Below are 19,525 nucleotides of genomic sequence, written 5' to 3' on the forward strand. Positions count from 1 at the left end.
AGAAGGGAAGTGTCTTTCACACACTATGAAGGAAAATCTATAGTTGAGGCTGAAGGGAAGTGTCCTCAATAAGGTATCTTGAGAATAAAATTGATATAATAAGTAAGTAAATTGTCTTCAATAGAGTTACCTTGAAGATAAAACCGACTAACAGAGCAAAAAAATAGTAGCTCTATAAAAAAACACTCCTAATCCTTCTAATTCTTTTAAAGGTAATCGAAAGGAAGTGAATATATTGTCTAATCACACGATGTTACCACCTGATGGCCGCAGTCATGAGCATCTTCACGCCAAGTGTGAAGACTGCTTCGGTTTGTGCTGTGTTGCCTTGCCGTTCGCTGCTTCTGCGGACTTCGCTTTAGACAAAAACGGCGGCACCCCATGCCCGAATCTACAATCAGACTTTCGCTGCGGAATCCATCAAAATCTAAGACAAAAAGGGTTTAAAGGTTGTACCGTCTATGAATGTTTCGGGGCCGGACAAAAAGTTTCGCAAGTCACGTTTCAAGGAAAGGACTGGCGTAACTACACCGAAACAACAAAAGAGATGTTTGATGTATTCCCAATCATGCAGCAGCTTCATGAGATGCTTTGGTACCTAACCGAAGCCCTTTCATTAAAAGCGACAACATCCATTCACACGGAACTCCATCAAGCTATCGATCAAACAGAAAAGCTAACACTCCTCAGTCCCGAAGAGCTGAAGCGACTCGATGTACCCGCTCACAGAGCAGAAGTAAATGCATTACTTTTAAAAACAAGTGAACTCGTTCGTGCCGATTCACAGCCAAAACATAAGATAACTCGTGGAACCGATTTAATTGGAGCTAAATTAAGAAAAGCAGACTTGAGAGAAGCTAACTTAAGAGGAGCCTGCCTGATTGCTGCAGATCTAAGGGATGCGGACATAAGGAAAGTCGACTTTATTGGAGCTGACCTCCGTGATGCCAACCTTAGTGGAGCAGATCTGACAGGAAGTATTTTCCTCACTCAAGCTCAAATCAATGCCGCCAAGGGAGACGCCCGGACCAAACTGCCTCACCTACTTTCTCATCCAACCCACTGGGGAGTCCAAAAGCAAAACAAGACCCAAAAGAGCTCTAAATAGGCAAGTTTTAATGACCTTATGTTGAAATAATGCATTAAACGAGAGATACCAGACATTCGAAATCGTGTGTTTGGTCCGAACGATTGACCTGAGCAGAAGGAGGACTTCTTGTTATGTTTAAGGTGAAAAAGGGGGACTTTTTAACATTCGAACAATGGATAGATTCTGTTCCCAACTTGCCAAGGGAACAATCGTCCCTTTTAATCGCAATTGATGGCTGCGGCGGCTCCGGAAAAAGTACGCTGGCCAAATGCATATCAGAAAAATGGCCCAGTGTAACGATTGTGCATATGGATGATTTTTATTTTCCACAAAATCAAATTAATCAAAGCCCGCCGAGCCAAAAGCCTATTGGAGCCGATGTTGATTGGCACCGTATTTTGAAACAAGTAATTGAACCAATCAGTCAGGAAAAGCCTGCCAGGTATCAGCGCTATGATTGGAAAAAAGACCAATTAGTGGAATGGCATGATGTTCCAATTGGAAATATCGTCATTATTGAGGGTGTTTACTCATCCCGAAATGAATTGGCCAGTTATTATGATTTTACGGTATGGGTGGACTGCCCTCGTGAAATACGACTGGCTAGAGGACTTGAACGGGATGGAGAGAATGCTCGTGATATTTGGGAAAAGAATTGGATGATTGCGGAAGATCTTTATGTAAAGGAACATCGGCCGCAAAACCGAGCAGACCTTGTGGTTAAATGACTCAGCTAAGGGAAAAATAGGAGTAACCAGACCTTTATTGACGACCGAACGAAGGGAATAAGAATACCCAGGGTAGCCAATAGCCCTTATTGATGACCGAGCGAGGAGAAAAAGAACCCCCGAGGTAGCCAATAAGGGTAATTGACCCAAATTTTTATGGAGGGGAATTTCTTTGTTACCTAGTTGTTTCCCTATAGGTAATATTAATAACCTGGTTAGTGGCAGGATTAAATTTGATATCCACAAAAACGCCGAATTCCCTTTTGTCATCTTTTAACCAGAGTTTAAACTTTTCAGTGGTGGATTGAGAGTCCGTTACTCTTCCAACATGAAGATAATCAATAATTTTTGCTTGAGGATACCTTTCTTGGGTCTTCTTCATTGCCAAGGTACCCCATTTAGCATATGGTGGAATTGGTTTTTGTTGAGCGACAGCCGTATCGGTGAATAGCAATAAACCCATATCTATAGAAACAAACGTAATAATTAAACTAAATAGAAGTTTTTTCACCTTATTACCCCTTTTTATATTAGCATTGCATATTGTGATATAACTTATGTAGGAAAAAATTGAAAGACCATTTTAGAATGGAGAGGGTTGTTTTGAATATCCGTTTATTAGTCCCAACCGATGCTGAAACCTACTGGGCATTAAGGCTAGAAGCATTAAAGAACCATCCTGAAGCTTTTTTAACCAGCTATGAGGAATCAGTCAAATGGGAAAATGCTGTCGAACAAACAGCCCGGAAATTTACATTAGAAGGAAACTACACGTTTGGAGCATTTGAACATGAAAAACTAATTGGCGTTGTCACACTACTCCAAGAGGAGCGGGTGAAAATTCGCCACCGGGCAAATATTTTTGCCATGTATGTCACCCCAGGGAAACGGGGATTAGGCGCAGGGAAGGCATTGATGATTGCGGCCATTCAAAAAGCGAAGGATAGTGGAGTGGTTGAACAAATTCATTTAACCGTTACCGCCAGTAATCAAGATGCAAAAAAGCTTTACTCCAAACTAGGTTTTCAGGAATTTGGATTAGTGAAGAATGCTTTAAAAATAGACGGAAAATATTATGATGAAGCTTATATGGTTTTATATTTAGATAAGGATAGGGAATCACATGCTGAAGAAGGATAAAAACATAAATCCAAACGATTAATAGCATGTAATGTGGTAAAATGAAGGTTTTATTCTTTTATAAAAATTTAATGAAAGCGCTATCAATATGATGTTTTCGGTGATATAATGATGTAGAGGAGCAAGTATGTCACATGTTAATGAACAGGGGGCGTTCAAGTATGACAGAAAGCATTTATTCACATTTGAAAAAAAGAGGGGTTGTTGTACCAGAACATTACATTCAACCTTTAAAAGCACAGTGGGATGCACACCAGATTTTAAATAACAGTCCGAACCTTAATAACTATACAGAGTTTAATCTAAGTTCGAAACGCCTTACAGAGGAACTTGATCTCGAATAAGAAAGGGAATCCGATAATGTTACAAAATTCCCTTGATTGTTAAAAGAAATTAAAGTAAGATAAACATACGTTATAACGAAAGGGTGACTGAAAGTCCGATGATTGACTAATCCTTTTTTTGGAAAGAATTCAGATAAGTGAACAAATTCTGGATAGGATTAGTGCGGGCTTTTTTTATAAGCAGGGCGAAGTGAACAAGTGCTTGGCCGTTTTATGCCCTGTATTGCCTCCTGTCCGGATTGTTGGATAAGGAGGTTTTTTTATGGAACAAGTAAGTACAAATACAAATGTTTCAATTGGTTCTTTATTTCGAAATAAAGTAATCCAGACGTTATTGCTCTCAACGTTCTTTCTTCAAATTGGGGTTTGGGTGCGAAACTACTCCATCCTGTTATATGTAGTAGAAAAGACAAATGAAGACCCCGTCGCTGTATCATTGATTTCAGTAGCGGAGTTTGCCCCCATCTTTCTGTTTTCTTTTATCGGGGGGACATTTGCTGACCGCTGGAAACCGAAAATGACAATGATATGGTGTGATTTTCTAAGTGCTGTTTCCATTTTTGTGGTTCTGCTGGCGCTATTCTTTGGCGGCTGGAAGGTTATCTTTTTTGCGACATTGGTATCGTCAATCTTATCACAGTTTTCACAGCCTGCTGGTATGAAGCTTTTTAAACTTCATGTAAAAGAAGAACTCATCCAAATGGGGATGTCCATTTATCAAACCATCTTTGCTTTGTTTATGATCGTAGGGCCGGTACTTGGAACGTTTGTTTACCAGCATTTTGGAATCGATGTGGCGATTGCCATCATGGGAGTAGCTTTTTTACTCTCCGCCGGGATTTTATTCTTACTGCCATCAGATTATGAAGTAGAAGAAAAGGCAGAAGCTACGACGTTACTTGAAGAAATGAAGGCTGGATTCAAATATGTCTGGCAGAGCCGTTCCCTTACATTGCTTGGCGGTTGTTTTGCGGCAGCCGGCTTGGCGTTGGGGCTTACGCAGCCGTTAGCTGTATTTCTCGTAACGGAACAGCTTGGTTTGCCAAAAGAGCAGCTGCAATGGCTGATGGCGGCATTTGGCATCGGAATGATTTTGGGCGGTGGCCTTACTGTCGGGTTCACGAAAAAGACACCACCACAGATTTTACTTGCGATTGGTATGAGTGTAAGTGCCCTTGGCTTTTTGGTAATGGGGCTTTCCGATATGTTTTGGTTGACCTTGACCGCTCAATTTATCAGCGGTTTGTTTATGCCATGTGTCCATATTGGAATTAATACCATGATTTTAAAGAATACCGATGCAGCCTTTATTGGCCGTGTTAATGGGATACTAAACCCTATATTCATGGGATGCATGGTCATTACAATGACAACAAGCGGCTGGTTGAAAAAGACCTTTTCACTAGTTTCGATGTATGAAACGACAGCACTGCTTTTTGTGGTCGGAGTCCTTTTTCTAGTACCTCTATTCAAGGGGTCTACGGTATTGGAAAAAAGTAAAGAAGCTTAAATTCAACACGTTGAGGAGCTTGGACATCCAGGCTCCTTTTAAGTTTTTCTTTAACTTGGTAAAATTAGGCTATAGCAGAAGGAGGCATTTACAAATGAATGTCATTGAAAAGGCGCTGCATATTGCAGCTAAAGCCCATGTCAATCAACGGCGAAAAGGAAGTGATATCCCGTATATAACTCATCCAGTTGCAGTTGGGATGATCTTAATGAGGGCTGGTTATAATGATAAACTAATTGCAGCAGGAATTCTCCATGATACGGTAGAAGACACTGACCTTACGTTGATGGATATTGAACATGAATTCGGCTCCGAGATTGCGGATATTGTGAAGGGATGTTCCGAACCGAACAAATCCTTATCGTGGGATCAGCGTAAATTGCATACGATAGAATACCTTAAGAGAGCTCCGAGTGATATTCGTACAGTGGCTTGTGCTGACAAATTACATAACATTCGTTCCATTACCAACGATTATGAACAAATAGGAGATGAAATTTGGAGTAAATTTAATGCAGGTAAAGACAAGCAAGAATGGTACTATACCCACATTGTTGATAGTTTGAAATTCCAAATCTCTTTTCCGTTAGTAGAGGAATTGGAAAAAGCAGTCCACCACTTATTTAAGAGAAAATAGTTTAAATATGGTAGAATGGGAGCAATGGAAACACGGATCGGAGGATTATACAGTGGTTACATTCTACAAAATAATCGTGGTTATTCATATTTTTTCTGCCATCATCGGGATGGGGCCGGGGTTTATCTTAACAACGGTTGTTAAATCAGGAAATAACATGACTGAACTTAGACATTCTTATAGGCTCCGGCACAAGCTTCATATATTTGTGATGGCAGGCGGCACATTGCTGCTGGTAACAGGTCTAATAATGGGCTTTTTAAATCCGAGTCTATTTCGCATGGGTTGGTATGCGACAAGTTTGATTTTATTTCTAGCAGCACTTGCGATAGGACCACTCGTATTATCACCAAGGTCAAAACCTGTAAAAGCATTGTTGGCCGAACATCAAGGTGAGGAAATACCTGAGGAGTATTGGCGTTTATCGAAAATCTTATTTCGTTATGAATACTTAGAAAACGTGATTTTCATTATCATCATCGCCCTTATGACCTTAAAACCATTTTAATTAAGAAAGGTATGGCAAAGATAACAGTGCCTGCCTTTCTTTTTTTACTAAAGTGGATGATGTTGTACAAATGTGCTAGCGAATTTTTTCTTAAAGGGGTTTTTAACTATACATAAAGGCAAAATAGAGGTAAACTATATCAAAACAAATAATTCCAATCAGAAAGGTAGGTATTTAAGATGGCTGATTATATACGCTCCATTCCTCGTCCGCTTGTAAAAACGAACCAATGGGTTATTGTTCTAAGTGTGGTGTTTACATGGGTATCTGGTATCGAATGGCTTTTGTTAATACCGCTTCTTTCTGGTTTAAGCGGACTTTTATTCGGATTTAATCCGATTATGCAGCTGGCAAAACTATTTTTAAGGAAGGAGCCTAAAGCTTACATTCCTGAAGATTGGGAGCAGCAGCAGTTTAATCAGAAGATTGCCGTATCTTGTTTAGCGATAGGTTTTATTAGCTTTTTGGCTGGATGGCATACGTTGGGCTATATCTTTACCATTTTAGTCGCTGTGGCAGCCTTTGTGGCCATTCTAGGCTTTTGTATTGGCTGCTTTATTCATTATCAATGGAGGCAGTATAAATATAGACGTTCCATTCAATAATCTTTGTCATTCCTTAAAAGCTCTTGCGATGTGCAAGGGCTTTTTTACTAATAAAAGCTTCCTATTTCTAAATATTATGTAAAATCTGATATTCTTGTTGACTGTTAAAAGTTGGACCCCCTAAAATGAAATGATAAATAGAAGAGGGTGATATATGTGTCAGAAAAGGTTAGAGAAATAAAGGCTGATGGCTCGTTTAACCGTCAAGGAAATAGATTTACAACTCCGTTTGGAAATCAGGAGGGGGAGCTTCCGGTCGAGGCAGGAAGATACCGCCTATTATGGTCAGCGGTCTGCCCCTGGGCACATCGTTCAGTCATTGTCCGCCGTTTGCTTGGGCTGGAAGAGGTTATTAGTTTAGGGACAGCGAGCCCAATGAGACCGAAATTGCCTCATGTGGATTGGGAATTTTCTTTAGATAAGAATGGGGTCGATCCTGTCTTAGGAATTCGTTATATGAATGAAATTTATTTGCAGACAGACCCTGATTACAAGGGACGGCCTACAGTGCCTGTTTTCATCGATCTTAAAGAGCAGAAGGTCGTCAACAATGATTATTTTAAACTAACTAATTATCTTGAAACGGTTTGGGCACCGCTGCATAAAGAGAATGCCCCTGATTTATATCCGGAACATATGCGTGAGGAGATTGACCGGCTAAATGATGTCATTTTTCATGAGGTGAATAATGGCGTTTATAAGTGTGGATTTGCCCAGTCCCAAGAGGCTTATGAACAGGCATATGATACCTTATTTTCCAGATTAGATGAATTAGAAGAACGGCTTTCAACACAACGATTCTTATTTGGCGATTATATTACAGATGCAGATGTTAGGCTGTATGCCACGCTCGTCCGCTTTGATGCCGCCTATTACGCTGCCTTTAAGACTAATCGTAATCGAATTGTTGACTTTCCAAATCTATGGGGATATCTACGAGATCTTTATCAGACACCTGGTTTTGGCGATACGACAGATTTTGATGCAATTAAAAGGCATTACCATCTATCAAACCATATTTCTAGTAATGATCAAAAAAGCTATCATATCTTACCAAAGGGACCAGACCTTTCAGGATTAACGTCCAAGCACGAACGTCAAAATTTAAGTAATAAGCAAGAAAAATTTTTAATAAAATGTGAGAAAACAGAATAGGAGTATAAGGAATAATGATCATACGTGATGCTGTAGTAAAGGAATTACCTCTAATACGGGAACAACGGATTCAAGCATATCAAATACATGCAAAAAGCATTCCAGAAGGTCATTGGAGAGCTTTGAAAAAAGCGATTTCTTCCGATGCAGATTCCAGTCCTGATATTGAAAGGATTGTGGCAGAATTAAACGGGAAGATCGTTGGCAGTGTGGTGTTATACCCAGCTAAAACAGATGCCTACGAAGGCAATGTGGAAAAACTGGATTATCCTGAAATCCGAATGCTTGCTGTTATCCCTGAGGCACAAGGGAAAGGGATTGCGACAGCACTGATTTCTGAATGTATCCTCAGGGCAAAAGCAAACGGCTGTCAGGCGGTCGGTTTGCATACTGGAGAATTTATGACAAGTGCCATGAGATTATATGAACGGCTGGGATTTAAACGTATCCCACAATACGACTTTGTACCTGCCAATGACGGAATCATAGTAAAAGCATACCGCCTCAGTATTGATAAAGAAAATCTATATTAATATTAAAATATTTTAATAATTTAATAAAATTATCTCAAAACCCACTTGACACCTCGGAAAAGTCAGAATAAAATGGAGATAATTCAAGCCCATATAAACGAGAAAAGGTAAGCTGATTGGTCAACCAAAGGCTTATACTCCTTCCATTCGAGTAAGGAAGGAGTATAGGCCTTTTTGTGTACAAAGGAAGGAGAGATCACCTAATGACCTATCCAATTAGTAAGTGCAGCCCACATTGTAGTCAATCAAATATACCTTTAAAATTTTTTATTCATAAAACCAAGTATTTTGATGTGATATTAGTGAATTGAAAAGAGAGGGAGAGTGGTCGAATGGCTGCATTAGATCAAGAGAGAACGAAAGTAATATTAGAGGCATTAAAAAATATCGAGTATGGATCTGTAATCATCACGATTCATGATGGAGCAATTACGCAAATTGATAAGACAGAAAAAACTCGCTTTGAGGCAAGACGTTCTTCTGCCAAAAATCAAAGAGTTTAAGACTAGCCGATCAGTCAACTGAAGGCTGCTTAATTTTACATATCCTTATAGAAATTAGGCAGCTTTTATATATTAAAAGGGGGAATCAAAATGAAACACTTATACAAATTCACACTAGTCCTTACGTTACTGGCACTTATTTTAGCCGGATGCAGCAGCACAGAAAAGTCTAGTACGCAAACATCAACCAAAAAAGAGGAAGCCTCAAACTCAGAAACAACCAAAAAGAAGGACCCTGTTCAGTTATTAAACGTTTCTTACGATCCGACAAGGGAGTTATATGAAGAGTATAATAAGGAATTCGCTAAATACTGGGAGAAGAAAGAAGGTCAGCAGGTAACGATTCAACAGTCACATGGCGGTTCAGGAAGTCAAGGACGTGCTGTTATTGATGGACTAGAAGCGGATGTGGTTACCTTGGCGCTAGCTTATGATATCGATGCAATTGCTGACACGGGGAAGTTACTTTCTACAGATTGGCAGAAGAAACTAGACGATAACTCGACACCGTATACTTCCACCATTGTCTTCCTAGTTAGAAAAGGGAATCCTAAGGGAATTAAGGATTGGGATGATTTAACGAAAAAAGGAGTATCGGTCATCACACCAAATCCAAAAACATCTGGCGGCGCGAGATGGAATTACTTAGCAGCTTGGGCCTATGCACAGGAAAAGTATGGTAATGATGAAAAGAAAATCAAAGACTTTATGAGTAAATTATATGGTAACGTTGAAGTACTGGACTCTGGAGCACGCGGAGCTACGACAACCTTTGTAGAGCGCGGCATTGGCGATGTTTTAATTGCCTGGGAGAATGAAGCCTATCTTACTTTGAATGAGTTAGGAAAAGATAAGTTTGAAGTTGTAAATCCATCGCTTAGTATTCTCGCTGAACCACCTGTCGCTGTAGTTGATAAGGTAGTAGATAAGAAGGGTACGAGAGAAGTAGCTGAGGCTTATTTAAAATATTTGTACTCAGACCAAGGACAGGAAATTATTGCGAAGAATTTTTACCGCCCACGTAACGAAGAGATTTTGAAAAAATATGCGAATGTATTCCCGACTATTAAGATGGTTACCATTGATGACTACTTCGGCGGCTGGAAAAAGGCGCAGGAAACACATTTTAATGATGGCGGAACATTTGACCAAATCTATCAGCCAAAATAAGAAAAGGGGGGCATTCGTGCTCCCTTTGTATCTAAATCGGAAGGGGTCAACCTCATGGGTCTATTAAAAAAGAAAACGGGCGTTTTGCCTGGTTTTGGACTGTCACTAGGGTTCACGATGACCTACATCAGCATTCTAGTGATCTTGCCATTATCGATGATTTTTATCAATTCAGCGACTGCCCCTTGGGAAAAAATCTGGCAAACCATTTCGGAGCCAAGGGTGATCGCATCCTATAAATTAAGTATCGGTGCCGCGCTAATGGCGGCAGCGATTAATGTTATTTTTGGCGTTTTAATCGCTTGGGTTCTTGTCCGTTATCGATTTCCAGGCCGGCGTATCATCGACGGACTTGTCGATTTACCTTTTGCTTTGCCAACAGCAATCGCAGGGATTGCTTTAACCACATTGTATACGGAAAATGGCTGGGTTGGACAATTTTTAAGCTTTAAAGTGGCCTTTACACCGCTTGGTATTATGATCGCTTTAATGTTTATCGGTCTTCCCTTTGTGGTTCGAACCGTGCAGCCGGTTTTACAAAACGTGGATAAGGAAGTAGAAGAAGCATCCGCAAGCCTAGGGGCTAACCGGCTTCAAACGTTTGTAAAAGTAGTCTTTCCAGAACTGATGCCTGCTGCTCTGACGGGATTCGCCTTGGCCTTTGCCAGGTCGCTTGGCGAATATGGTTCTGTGGTGTTTATTGCTGGAAATATGCCAATGAAAACAGAAATTACCCCGCTGTTAATTATGACGAAGCTTGAACAATATGACTACGCAGGGGCTACCGCCCTAGCGGCCGTCATGCTTGTTTTTTCCTTTTTAATGCTTTTAGTCATTAATTTATTACAATGGTGGACCAATCGAAAATTTATTTAATGAACGGGGTGTAAATGATGTCTGGACATGTTTCTTTGCAATACTCAACTCCACAGGTACAAAAATCGAGAAAAGAGGCAGAACCACGGTGGGTTCGCTATCTATTAATCTTTTTAGCAATCGGATTTTTAGCTTTGTTTCTTGTTTTACCGCTTGCGGCTATATTTATTAAAGCCTTTGAAAAGGGCGGTGCCGTGTTTTTTGAAGCAATCAGCAGCCCGGATGCATTATCGGCGATTAAATTAACAGTAACTGTGGCTGTAATAGCGGTTCCGCTTAATGCAATATTCGGTGTAGCCGCTGCATGGGCGATTACGAAGTTTAATTTTAAAGGAAAAAGTCTTTTGATTACGATTATTGACCTGCCGTTTGCCATCTCACCTGTTATTGCAGGGCTTGTGTTTGTATTGTTATTCAGCTCTCGCGGATTATTTGGTCCATGGCTTATGGAGCATGATATAAAAATTATCTTTGCCGTTCCAGGTATTGTGCTGGCCACATTGTTAATTACTCTGCCATTTGTGGCAAGAGAGTTAATTCCGCTAATGCAGACACAAGGGAACTCTGATGAAGAAGCTTCTATGACGCTTGGGGCAAGCGGCTGGAAAACATTTTGGCTGGTAACCTTGCCGAATATTAAATGGGGTTTATTATATGGAGTCATCTTGTGTACTGCTCGTACTATTGGGGAATTCGGTGCGGTATCGGTTGTCTCGGGGCATATAAGAGGAATGACAAATACTATGCCGCTTCACATCGAAATTTTATACAATGAATATCAATTCTCGGCCGCTTTTGCTGTTGCATCTTTAATGTCACTTTTCGCCATTATTACATTAATTGTCAAAAATATTATTGAATGGAAAGCACACAAATCCATGGTATCTGAAGAGGGGGAGGCCTAATATGAGCATTCAAATTAAAAACATCTCTAAGTCGTTCGGTAACTTTCAAGCCCTTGAACAAATTAATCTAGACATCCAAACCGGAGAACTCGTTGCACTCCTCGGCCCTTCAGGATCAGGGAAAACCTCTCTATTAAGAATCATTGCAGGACTAGAAGAAGCAAACCAAGGTGTCATTCTGTTTGGTGATGAGGATATTACTCTTTTGAGTGCAAAAGAGCGCAAGGTGGGCTTTGTTTTTCAGCATTATGCCTTATTCCGGCACATGACTGTTTTTGATAATGTGGCATATGGTTTAAAGGTTCGTCCACGAAAAGATCGGCCTTCTAAAAGTGAGATAAAAGAAAAAGTCAATGAATTATTGAAGCTAGTAAAACTTGAGGCCTTTGCCAATCGATATCCTTCCCATTTATCGGGAGGACAGAGGCAGCGTGTGGCACTGGCACGAGCTTTAGCCGTTGAACCTAAGGTCCTTTTATTGGATGAACCGTTTGGGGCTTTGGATGCTAAGGTTCGAAAAGATCTTCGCCGCTGGCTTAGAAGGCTGCATGATGATTATCAAATTACGAGTATCTTTGTGACTCATGACCAAGAGGAGGCGCTTGATGTGGCCGACCGGATTGTGGTGATGAACGAAGGGAAAATTGAACAGATTGGCACGCCGGAGGAAGTATACGAACAGCCTAATAGTCCGTTTGTCTATCACTTCTTAGGAAATGTGAATCTATTTAAAGGCCGCTTGCATAATGGAAAGCTGCAGCATGGGGAGTTTGAAGTCGATGCTCCTGAGTTTGCCGAGACCATTAATACAAATGCGGTTGGGTATGCGAGGCCGCATGATATTAGTATCAAACGAGAATATCGACAGGATTATGCAACCGCACAAGTGAACTATATCCATCAAATTGGTGCAGTAGTCCAGGTTGAATTAATTCGAAAAGATACCGGCGACTATTTAGAGGCTGAATTAACGAAGGAATATTTTCGAAGTCTCGACCTAAAAACAGGTGAAGAAGTATATGTAAAACCAAAGCAGCTAAAGGTGTTTATCCCTGAAGATTATTCTATATAGGCTAAGGCGGGTTCTGCTTCTGTGAAGAAGCAGACCCTATTCAAATTTTGGGAAATATTTAGTATATGTGTGGCTCGTCCTATTTAACCGATTGCCATTTCCGCCCCTATGTTCCAAACTTATGATATACTTTAGTAAGAACCAGTTGTCAGTGAGGAAGGGGTCGAGTGCAATGGGTAATGAAATTTCAATTAAAGATAAAAAACAAACCGTTAAAGGAAAGCTTGTTCGCGGGGCGGTTTTTGCTAGGAGCAAGGTATTCGAGATATTAACGGAGAATGAAGAAAAATGGTACTTGGTTTATTATAAAAATACATTGGTTTATGGAGCAAAGCTCGGTCATATAGAAGAAGGTACCTTTATCCAAAAGGTCTTTATCCAGGGGATTGTCCTTGATACCTTTCATCCAGTCTTAGCAGCACTCATGCCTCATCAATCCGTTACGATTCCTGCAAAGAGTAAACTTTTCTCTCATCTGCAACTCCATTTTTCGCTTCAGGAAGTTGCCTTCATTGCCACCACACTTGACGCCTTTTATGAAAAAGAACAGCTAATCAATCTATTAGATAAAGTCTATTACCACTTTAAAAGAAGCGGCAAATTTTTAAAATCCTTTCAAGTTGCACGGCTCTTACATGATTTCTCTCCGTCATTAAAATCTGCAAAGGAACGCTTGGATTCACATGAATTCAATTCCTATCACCAACTTTATCATTCCAAGAATTTACCCTCTCTCTATGAAAAAGATCCACTATTTGTGGAAGTGCACTGTTTCAAACATCATTCCCAACAAAAGGAAAGAGAATTCCTGCTAACCAAACAAGATGGTCTAGCGGCATTATTGCTCTGGTTAGAATTCCCGGATACTGGCAGAATTGAAGAATTTACAGATATAGCCTTACACTTTATCACGATGGAAGATTGGATTCTTTTATTAAGTCAGGTTGATATGAATCCATTTCATTACTTGCCTGATGCAAAATCTACATTGGAAAAAATGCTGCAAGCTGGAAGGATGGAGACAGCTGCCTTGTGCTTATTCCCCTATATCGAGGACCTTCCACCTGCTTATAATGATATGCTCGAACAGATTTGGGAGAAATCCGAGCCCGGCTTTGTCCTAGCTCATATAAATGAATGGATACTTGTATTGGAGCATTTGCCTGACAACCATCCCCATCTACTATGGGAGAACAAACTGTTTCAATTAACAGTCCGGCTTCTTGAAATACATGATCTTCCTGCTGTTCAGGAGAAAATCTTACTGTTTCAGGGAACATTTCCAACTTCAGAGGTAATTCGTAAAGTAAAGGAAATGGGGGATCTAGTGGAAAATCCTGATAGGATGATGGATTTGGGTGACCTTTATGCGGAATTTAAACAATATGATAAAGCAATTGATTGTTTCGCTTGGGAGATGGAACTGCAGCCACAGAATCCTTCACCGATCCGAAAGATTAGTAAAATGTATCAATATAAGGGTATGGTAAAGGAAGCATCTGCCTATCAGCAAATCTTAAACCATTTATCTTCGAATCAACATTTGGGATAAAAGAGGCGTTCAGTATTAATTAAACTCCAAATAGCATAAAATTTGGAAAAAATGCTATAATAAGATGGATTTTCTTTAGACTAATAGCGAGGAGTGGGCTCAATGATCATTTCCATAGATCCATCTAAAAATACCGAGAGAGAAAATTATAAATTTTTAATTGGAAGTATTATACCTAGACCAATCGCTTTCGTTACATCCTTATCAAAGGAGGGTGTATTGAATGGCGCCCCCTTTAGCTATTTTAATATTGTATCTGCTAATCCCCCAATGATTTCGTTAGCTATTCAACGCTCAGGAGGGAAACAAAAGGATACGGCGAGAAATATTATTGGGTCCCAAGAATTTGTCGTTCATATTGTTGATGAACAAAACGTGGAATCAATCAATAAAACAGCCGCCAGCCTGCCGCCAGATCAAAGTGAAATTGAATTAGCTCAATTAACTCCTGTAAACAGCGTAGAGATCTCTACACCAGGTGTTAATGAAGCTAAAATTAGAATGGAGTGCAGATTAGAACGTTCCTTGGAAGTAGGCCGGGAGGGCTCGGACTCACCTAGTTGTGATTTTATCATTGGCAGAATTGTTCATTTTCATATTGACAGCAGCCTTTATGAAAATGGAAGAATTGATCCCAAAGGCTTGGCTGCGGTAAGCCGATTGGCTGGTAATGATTATGCAAAGATCGGCGAGATTTTTGAAATCGAAAGGCCTCAGTAGTTCCAATTTTCTGTTCCACACTAAACAAAACGCTTAGAGGATTTCTACTCTAAGCGTTTTGTTTAGTATTCGTTTTTCAAAATTGAAGCTATGATTGATTGGCTATAGGCAGAAGTATTTCAACTTCTGTCCCTTGGTTGGGGTTACTGTGTATCTTAATTTCTCCCCCGTAGGAATCTATAATCCGCTTGCAAACCGTTAATCCAAGACCAGAACCGTCTTTCTTTAAAGTATAGAACGGATTAAAGGCTTGTGAAATTTGATTTTTGCTCATACCAACACCGTTATCGCTAACTGTAATCCGGCAGAAGTCGGATTGCTTGTTTATATGGATGGATAGAATTCCGCCATAGGGCATCGCCTGAAAGGCATTTTTCGCGAGGTTAAGGATGACTTGTTTTAATTGATCTTTCACACAAGATACCGGCAGATTTTCCGGATGGTAGTGAAAGGCTATTTCCACATTTGCATAATTAGCTTCTGATGAAATAATGGGTGCAATTTCGGAAACTATTTCATTTGCATCACAAATCATGTGTGTGTAGGCAGTTGGTTTGCCAAGGATAAGCAGTTCACTGACAATCGCATTGATTCGGTCAATCTCTGAGTGAATGACGTTAAAATAGAATTGTGACTTTTCGTCCTTATTTTCTTCGCTTAAAAGTTTTATCAAACCTTTAATCCCTGTAAGCGGATTTCTAATTTCATGGGCTGTACTAGCAGCGAGATTGCCAATCAGCTCTAGTTTGTGCAGTTCTGTCTGTTCTTTTTCCCTTTGGACCTTTCTTTTTAAAAGCAAATAGTGAGCTAATAGAAAGATAATACTCATAAAAGTTAAGAGGATGATGAGATTGGCCAGAAAGGTTTCCCAAAATACTTTTTTGTTATTAGGGTTCACATAAGCCGTAATGGTCCATGGTACCCTGGAAACCTTCATAATGGATTTGACGTTATATTGTTTAGAAATGCTCCCAGTTTGAATTAATGGTTTTCCGGATACATCCGTTATGATGATTCGTTCATTCTTTACTAACCTTGTTATTTCTTTTTTTATTTCATCCATACGCAAACTGGCAACAAATACGCCTTTAACCCTGCGGTTTTCTACAATTGGGGTTGCGATCGATATAATATACCTTCCTGTTACCCTTCCATAATGTGCTTCTGAAATACTGGTTTGCGCTGAATGGAGTGCCTGCTGAAAGTAAGGACGATCACTAGCATTAACAGGACTTGTGATGTTATTGGTACTTATCACAATATCCCCTTTGGTATTAGCCCAATAAAAACCAGAAAAACGCGGGTCCTTACCCTTGGTTTCCCGGAGGATCTTATCTATATCTTTTAAGTCACTGTGCTGAACATTAATGGAGGTGGCGAGCATGTCTAAGCGTCCGACTGTCTCCTCGACAAACTTCTCAATATTCATGGCATGAAAGTTCGCATACTCTTGTGCCTTGAGTTTATATTCACTTTTCACCACTCTCACTTGGTGCTGGGCTAAGACCGTACTGACAGCCACTGATGGAATCAGAGCAATCAGAAGATAGATAAATGAATTTTTTTGTATAAGAGCCTTAAGCAGGCGTAAAAGTACCAAACGGATCTACCCCTCTATGTATAGTACTATTTTTCCACCTATTTCTATTTTGATACAATCTCTGAGGGTGGATTGGAAAAAAGTGTAACTAAACTATTTAATTATGTGAAAAAGAACATGGATTATTATGTTAGTTATATCAAATAAATTATTTTCTTAAAATAGAAAAGTTCTGTATTTCCTACTTTTCGGATTGGATATATGACTCTTTCGTCCAAATTATATTTTCATACCCTAATAGAAAGAGGTTAGGGAGGTGTTAATATGCAAGATAAAAGGAGAAGGAGTCCTTTTTCATTCTGTATTTTTCCGAGGTATAAGTGGTGCGGGCCGGGCTGCAGCGGCCCTGGAGCACCGATTAATGATGTAGATGCCTGCTGTCAAAAACATGATTACTGCCTGAGCCGCGGATTATCATCCTGTGAATGTGATACACAATTTATGGAATGTCTTCGTCCAAAGATCAATCCCAATTCTGAAAAGGGCAGGAAGGCCGCGCTGATGTATGATTTTATGAAAGTTAGGACCACCTTTACTTGCGGCCGGAAGAATTGGCTGTAGAGCAGGTAAAACAGGGGAAGTTGTGAAATCCGATTGATTGAAAATTGAAGTGGTATCAGTGAATATTAAGATAAAGTGTTATCGAAAGGATGGAGTTCATGCACTTCCTCTATTGGTTCCTTAAGTTTGGATGGCTGTTAATCATTATTTTTATTGGTAATATTTATTTAAGCCGTTTGGGTCTATGGTCTATCATCATATGCATTGCTGTCTTTTTAGCAGGAAATCATTTGATTAATAAAAGCATGGAAAAGATAATCTTATCAAAGAAGAAATAATGCAAGAATTCAACTTCATAACCGACTTAAAAAACTTCATTCATCCAAATGGAGTTTTTATTTTTTTGTGTGAAATGATCTTTTATCACTCCATGAATATAGAAGTTTATAAATTTTCCCAACACTAGTAAATAGGGGCGTTGGGATTTTTAATAGAAATACAAGAATCGACAAGTGCTGACCCTCTATCTCAGCGCTTTTTTCCCAATTATGTGGATGCTTTTGCCATGATATGATGTTTTTGCAACAAACAACAAATAGATAATTAGGAGGCTGGGAAACGATGAAGAAGAGAACATCTATCATGCTAGCATTAGGATTAACGGTTGGAACGGTGCTGCCAATATCGGCTGCGGCCAACACGATTGCGAATAATGCTGCCGTTTCAAAGGATGCAAGCCAGTTTGGCAAGGATGCAAAGGTCACTTGGAAAAAGGGGCAAACGGTTCCCTCCTTCGTCCACGGTAAACTATCTACTAAGGCCTATAAAGATCAAGCATCCGTAAAACAATTTTTAAAAGATAATAAATCACTGTATCAATTAGATGCAGATAAAGATTTAACTTTACTGGATGTTCAGACCGACGAGCTTGGCAGCAAGCACTATAATTTTGTTCAATCTGTGCAAGGTATTCCGGTAGATGGGGCAAAATTCAAGGTGCACACGGATAAAAATGGTATCATTACTGCGATTAATGGGGACGTTTTTCCTGAGGCATCTAACTATTTCAAGGGGAATCTGAAAGCTCAGCTGACTAAGGATCAAGCACTTGCTAGAGCCTGGGCATCTATTAATTTAACGAAAGAGGAAACCTTAACTAATGATGCGGCAGGTCCAAACGGTGTGAAATTTGAAGATACGGTTGAAAAGGCCGAATTAGTCGTTTATAGAAAAGCTGATCAATTCTTTCTAGCCTATAAAACTAACCTTCAATTCATCCAGCCTTATGGAGCAAATTGGGTAATATATGTGGATGCTGTGAATGGGAATGTGTTAGATTCCTATAATGCTGTGGCGGACGCTGCTACAACAGGTTCCGGATACGGAGTATTAGGGGACTATAAAACTCTTAATACTTATTATTCAAACGGTACTTACTATTTATATGATGTGACGAAGCCTATGTCAGGGGTAATTGAAACTAGAACGGCACAAAGCCGGACCGTGTTACCAGGTAATTATTCTGTAGATCCTGATAATAAATTTAATGCTGTATCACAGGGAGCTGACGTAGATGCCAACTACTATGCGGGCAAAGTCTACGATTATTATAAAAATACGTTTAATCGAAATAGCTTCGATAACAATGGTGCAACGATTCGTTCTTCGGTGCACTATAGCCGAAATTACAATAATGCCTTCTGGAATGGATCACAAATGGTCTATGGGGATGGCGACGGCGTAACGTTTAGACCTTTATCAGGCGCTCTCGATGTGGTCGCCCATGAATTAACGCACGCTGTTACGGAAAGAACGGCAGGGTTAGATTATGTGAACCAATCCGGTGCCTTGAATGAGTCGATTTCCGATACGTTTGGTGTTTTCTTAGATAAAGGGGATTATTTAGTTGGTGAGGATGTGTACACACCAAATAAATCAGGGGATGCACTCCGTAGTTTAGCTGACCCAACACTTTATGGACAGCCTGATAATATGAAAAACTATGTCAACACTACTTCCGATAATGGCGGGGTTCATACCAATAGTGGAATTCCTAACAAGGCTGCTTATTTAACCATTTCCGGTTTAGGAACAGCCGTTGCTGAGAAAATCTACTATCGTGCGCTAAACGTTTATCTAAACCCACAAAGTAACTTTAACGATGCGCGCGCCTCATTGCTTGCAGCCGCTGCCGATCTATATGGCACAGGCAGCACCCAGTACAATGCCGTTGCTTCCGCTTGGAACCAAGTAGGGGTGAATTAGGGGAAAATGGAATGATAATAACTGAATAACGATAATGGGCTGCATAATTCATTCTGCAGCCTTTTTTTCATTTAGAAGAGAGCAAAAAAATAGATTGGTGCCGGCACCAAT

The 19,525-nt window shown here is 39.9% G+C and carries 21 protein-coding genes; 19 read left to right on the forward strand and 2 right to left on the reverse strand.

Going from position 1 to position 19,525, the window contains the following annotated elements:
- Nucleotides 1–250 precede the first annotated feature (250 nt).
- Nucleotides 251–1,108: a pentapeptide repeat-containing protein gene (locus V7266_RS06845; protein ID WP_335466967.1), complete on the forward strand. Its 858-nt coding sequence runs from the start codon at nt 251–253 to the stop codon at nt 1,106–1,108.
- 113 nt (nt 1,109–1,221) lie between these two features.
- A complete protein-coding gene (locus V7266_RS06850; RefSeq protein WP_335466936.1) occupies nt 1,222–1,818 on the forward strand; it encodes a uridine kinase family protein in 597 nt (198 codons plus the stop codon).
- Between the two features lie 175 nt (nt 1,819–1,993).
- Here the strand turns inward: V7266_RS06850 and V7266_RS06855 are convergent, their stop codons facing one another.
- A complete protein-coding gene (locus V7266_RS06855) occupies nt 1,994–2,329 on the reverse strand; it encodes a YqzG/YhdC family protein (RefSeq protein ID WP_420491342.1) in 336 nt (111 codons plus the stop codon).
- 92 nt (nt 2,330–2,421) lie between these two features.
- Between V7266_RS06855 and V7266_RS06860 the strand changes: the two genes are divergently transcribed.
- The 15 genes from V7266_RS06860 to V7266_RS06930 all read left to right on the forward strand — a co-directional run bounded on the left by V7266_RS06860 (nt 2,422) and on the right by V7266_RS06930 (nt 15,048).
- Nucleotides 2,422–2,958, forward strand: coding sequence for a GNAT family N-acetyltransferase (locus V7266_RS06860; RefSeq protein ID WP_335466937.1), 537 nt, complete (start codon nt 2,422–2,424; stop codon nt 2,956–2,958).
- 161 nt (nt 2,959–3,119) lie between these two features.
- Entirely contained in the window at nt 3,120–3,302 is a 183-nt protein-coding gene (locus tag V7266_RS06865; RefSeq protein ID WP_335466938.1) for a hypothetical protein, read from the forward strand.
- 262 nt (nt 3,303–3,564) lie between these two features.
- Nucleotides 3,565–4,812 (forward strand): MFS transporter, encoded by a 1,248-nt coding sequence (locus V7266_RS06870; RefSeq protein ID WP_335466939.1) that lies wholly within the window; start codon nt 3,565–3,567, stop codon nt 4,810–4,812.
- 94 nt (nt 4,813–4,906) lie between these two features.
- The gene (locus tag V7266_RS06875) at nt 4,907–5,449 is read left to right on the forward strand and encodes an HD domain-containing protein (protein ID WP_335466941.1); all 543 of its coding nucleotides are present in this window, start codon (nt 4,907–4,909) and stop codon (nt 5,447–5,449) included.
- Between the two features lie 52 nt (nt 5,450–5,501).
- On the forward strand, nt 5,502–5,957 hold the full coding sequence (locus tag V7266_RS06880; protein ID WP_335466943.1) for a DUF2269 family protein: 456 nt from the start codon (nt 5,502–5,504) through the stop codon (nt 5,955–5,957).
- Nucleotides 5,958–6,136: 179 nt separating this feature from the next.
- Nucleotides 6,137–6,562 (forward strand): DUF4395 domain-containing protein, encoded by a 426-nt coding sequence (locus tag V7266_RS06885; protein ID WP_335466945.1) that lies wholly within the window; start codon nt 6,137–6,139, stop codon nt 6,560–6,562.
- Between the two features lie 156 nt (nt 6,563–6,718).
- Nucleotides 6,719–7,717 (forward strand): glutathione S-transferase family protein, encoded by a 999-nt coding sequence (locus V7266_RS06890; protein WP_420491343.1) that lies wholly within the window; start codon nt 6,719–6,721, stop codon nt 7,715–7,717.
- A 14-nt stretch (nt 7,718–7,731) separates the two neighbouring features.
- Nucleotides 7,732–8,250, forward strand: coding sequence for a GNAT family N-acetyltransferase (locus V7266_RS06895; RefSeq protein WP_335466947.1), 519 nt, complete (start codon nt 7,732–7,734; stop codon nt 8,248–8,250).
- Between the two features lie 332 nt (nt 8,251–8,582).
- Nucleotides 8,583–8,753 carry a YezD family protein gene (locus V7266_RS06900; protein ID WP_335466949.1) on the forward strand — a complete coding sequence of 57 codons (171 nt, stop codon included), beginning with the start codon at nt 8,583–8,585 and terminating at the stop codon, nt 8,751–8,753.
- 90 nt (nt 8,754–8,843) lie between these two features.
- Nucleotides 8,844–9,923 (forward strand): sulfate ABC transporter substrate-binding protein, encoded by a 1,080-nt coding sequence (locus tag V7266_RS06905; protein WP_335466950.1) that lies wholly within the window; start codon nt 8,844–8,846, stop codon nt 9,921–9,923.
- Between the two features lie 54 nt (nt 9,924–9,977).
- A complete protein-coding gene (cysT, locus tag V7266_RS06910; RefSeq protein WP_335466951.1) occupies nt 9,978–10,799 on the forward strand; it encodes a sulfate ABC transporter permease subunit CysT in 822 nt (273 codons plus the stop codon).
- 17 nt (nt 10,800–10,816) lie between these two features.
- Nucleotides 10,817–11,704, forward strand: coding sequence for a sulfate ABC transporter permease subunit CysW (gene cysW / locus V7266_RS06915; RefSeq protein ID WP_335466953.1), 888 nt, complete (start codon nt 10,817–10,819; stop codon nt 11,702–11,704).
- A 1-nt stretch (nt 11,705) separates the two neighbouring features.
- Entirely contained in the window at nt 11,706–12,776 is a 1,071-nt protein-coding gene (locus tag V7266_RS06920) for a sulfate/molybdate ABC transporter ATP-binding protein (RefSeq protein WP_335466955.1), read from the forward strand.
- Nucleotides 12,777–12,948: 172 nt separating this feature from the next.
- Nucleotides 12,949–14,328 carry a tetratricopeptide repeat protein gene (locus V7266_RS06925; protein ID WP_335466957.1) on the forward strand — a complete coding sequence of 460 codons (1,380 nt, stop codon included), beginning with the start codon at nt 12,949–12,951 and terminating at the stop codon, nt 14,326–14,328.
- A 105-nt stretch (nt 14,329–14,433) separates the two neighbouring features.
- The gene (locus V7266_RS06930) at nt 14,434–15,048 is read left to right on the forward strand and encodes a flavin reductase family protein (RefSeq protein WP_335466973.1); all 615 of its coding nucleotides are present in this window, start codon (nt 14,434–14,436) and stop codon (nt 15,046–15,048) included.
- Between the two features lie 88 nt (nt 15,049–15,136).
- Here the strand turns inward: V7266_RS06930 and V7266_RS06935 are convergent, their stop codons facing one another.
- Nucleotides 15,137–16,648 (reverse strand): ATP-binding protein, encoded by a 1,512-nt coding sequence (locus tag V7266_RS06935; protein WP_335466959.1) that lies wholly within the window; start codon nt 16,646–16,648, stop codon nt 15,137–15,139.
- A gap of 264 nt (nt 16,649–16,912) precedes the next feature.
- Between V7266_RS06935 and V7266_RS06940 the strand changes: the two genes are divergently transcribed.
- Nucleotides 16,913–17,209, forward strand: a complete 297-nt coding sequence (locus V7266_RS06940) for a phospholipase (protein ID WP_335466961.1) — start codon at nt 16,913–16,915, stop codon at nt 17,207–17,209.
- Nucleotides 17,210–17,770: 561 nt separating this feature from the next.
- Nucleotides 17,771–19,414 (forward strand): M4 family metallopeptidase, encoded by a 1,644-nt coding sequence (locus tag V7266_RS06945; protein WP_335466963.1) that lies wholly within the window; start codon nt 17,771–17,773, stop codon nt 19,412–19,414.
- Nucleotides 19,415–19,525 lie beyond the last annotated feature (111 nt).

The sequence above is a fragment of the Neobacillus drentensis genome (assembly GCF_036965645.1).
GTDB classification, from domain to species: domain Bacteria; phylum Bacillota; class Bacilli; order Bacillales; family Cytobacillaceae; genus Neobacillus; species Neobacillus drentensis_D.

Excerpts from the sequence above, each read along its gene's own strand:
- V7266_RS06845 (WP_335466967.1), top strand. The coding sequence starts at position 251 with ATGTTACCACCTGATGGCCGCAGTCATGAGCATCTTCACGCCAAGTGT.
- V7266_RS06850 (WP_335466936.1), top strand. The coding sequence starts at position 1,222 with ATGTTTAAGGTGAAAAAGGGGGACTTTTTAACATTCGAACAATGGATA.
- V7266_RS06865 (WP_335466938.1), top strand. The coding sequence starts at position 3,120 with ATGACAGAAAGCATTTATTCACATTTGAAAAAAAGAGGGGTTGTTGTA.
- V7266_RS06870 (WP_335466939.1), top strand. The coding sequence starts at position 3,565 with ATGGAACAAGTAAGTACAAATACAAATGTTTCAATTGGTTCTTTATTT.
- V7266_RS06875 (WP_335466941.1), top strand. The coding sequence starts at position 4,907 with ATGAATGTCATTGAAAAGGCGCTGCATATTGCAGCTAAAGCCCATGTC.
- V7266_RS06885 (WP_335466945.1), top strand. The coding sequence starts at position 6,137 with ATGGCTGATTATATACGCTCCATTCCTCGTCCGCTTGTAAAAACGAAC.
- V7266_RS06895 (WP_335466947.1), top strand. The coding sequence starts at position 7,732 with ATGATCATACGTGATGCTGTAGTAAAGGAATTACCTCTAATACGGGAA.
- V7266_RS06900 (WP_335466949.1), top strand. The coding sequence starts at position 8,583 with ATGGCTGCATTAGATCAAGAGAGAACGAAAGTAATATTAGAGGCATTA.
- V7266_RS06905 (WP_335466950.1), top strand. The coding sequence starts at position 8,844 with ATGAAACACTTATACAAATTCACACTAGTCCTTACGTTACTGGCACTT.
- cysT (WP_335466951.1), top strand. The coding sequence starts at position 9,978 with ATGGGTCTATTAAAAAAGAAAACGGGCGTTTTGCCTGGTTTTGGACTG.
- cysW (WP_335466953.1), top strand. The coding sequence starts at position 10,817 with ATGTCTGGACATGTTTCTTTGCAATACTCAACTCCACAGGTACAAAAA.
- V7266_RS06920 (WP_335466955.1), top strand. The coding sequence starts at position 11,706 with ATGAGCATTCAAATTAAAAACATCTCTAAGTCGTTCGGTAACTTTCAA.
- V7266_RS06925 (WP_335466957.1), top strand. The coding sequence starts at position 12,949 with ATGGGTAATGAAATTTCAATTAAAGATAAAAAACAAACCGTTAAAGGA.
- V7266_RS06940 (WP_335466961.1), top strand. The coding sequence starts at position 16,913 with ATGCAAGATAAAAGGAGAAGGAGTCCTTTTTCATTCTGTATTTTTCCG.
- V7266_RS06945 (WP_335466963.1), top strand. The coding sequence starts at position 17,771 with ATGAAGAAGAGAACATCTATCATGCTAGCATTAGGATTAACGGTTGGA.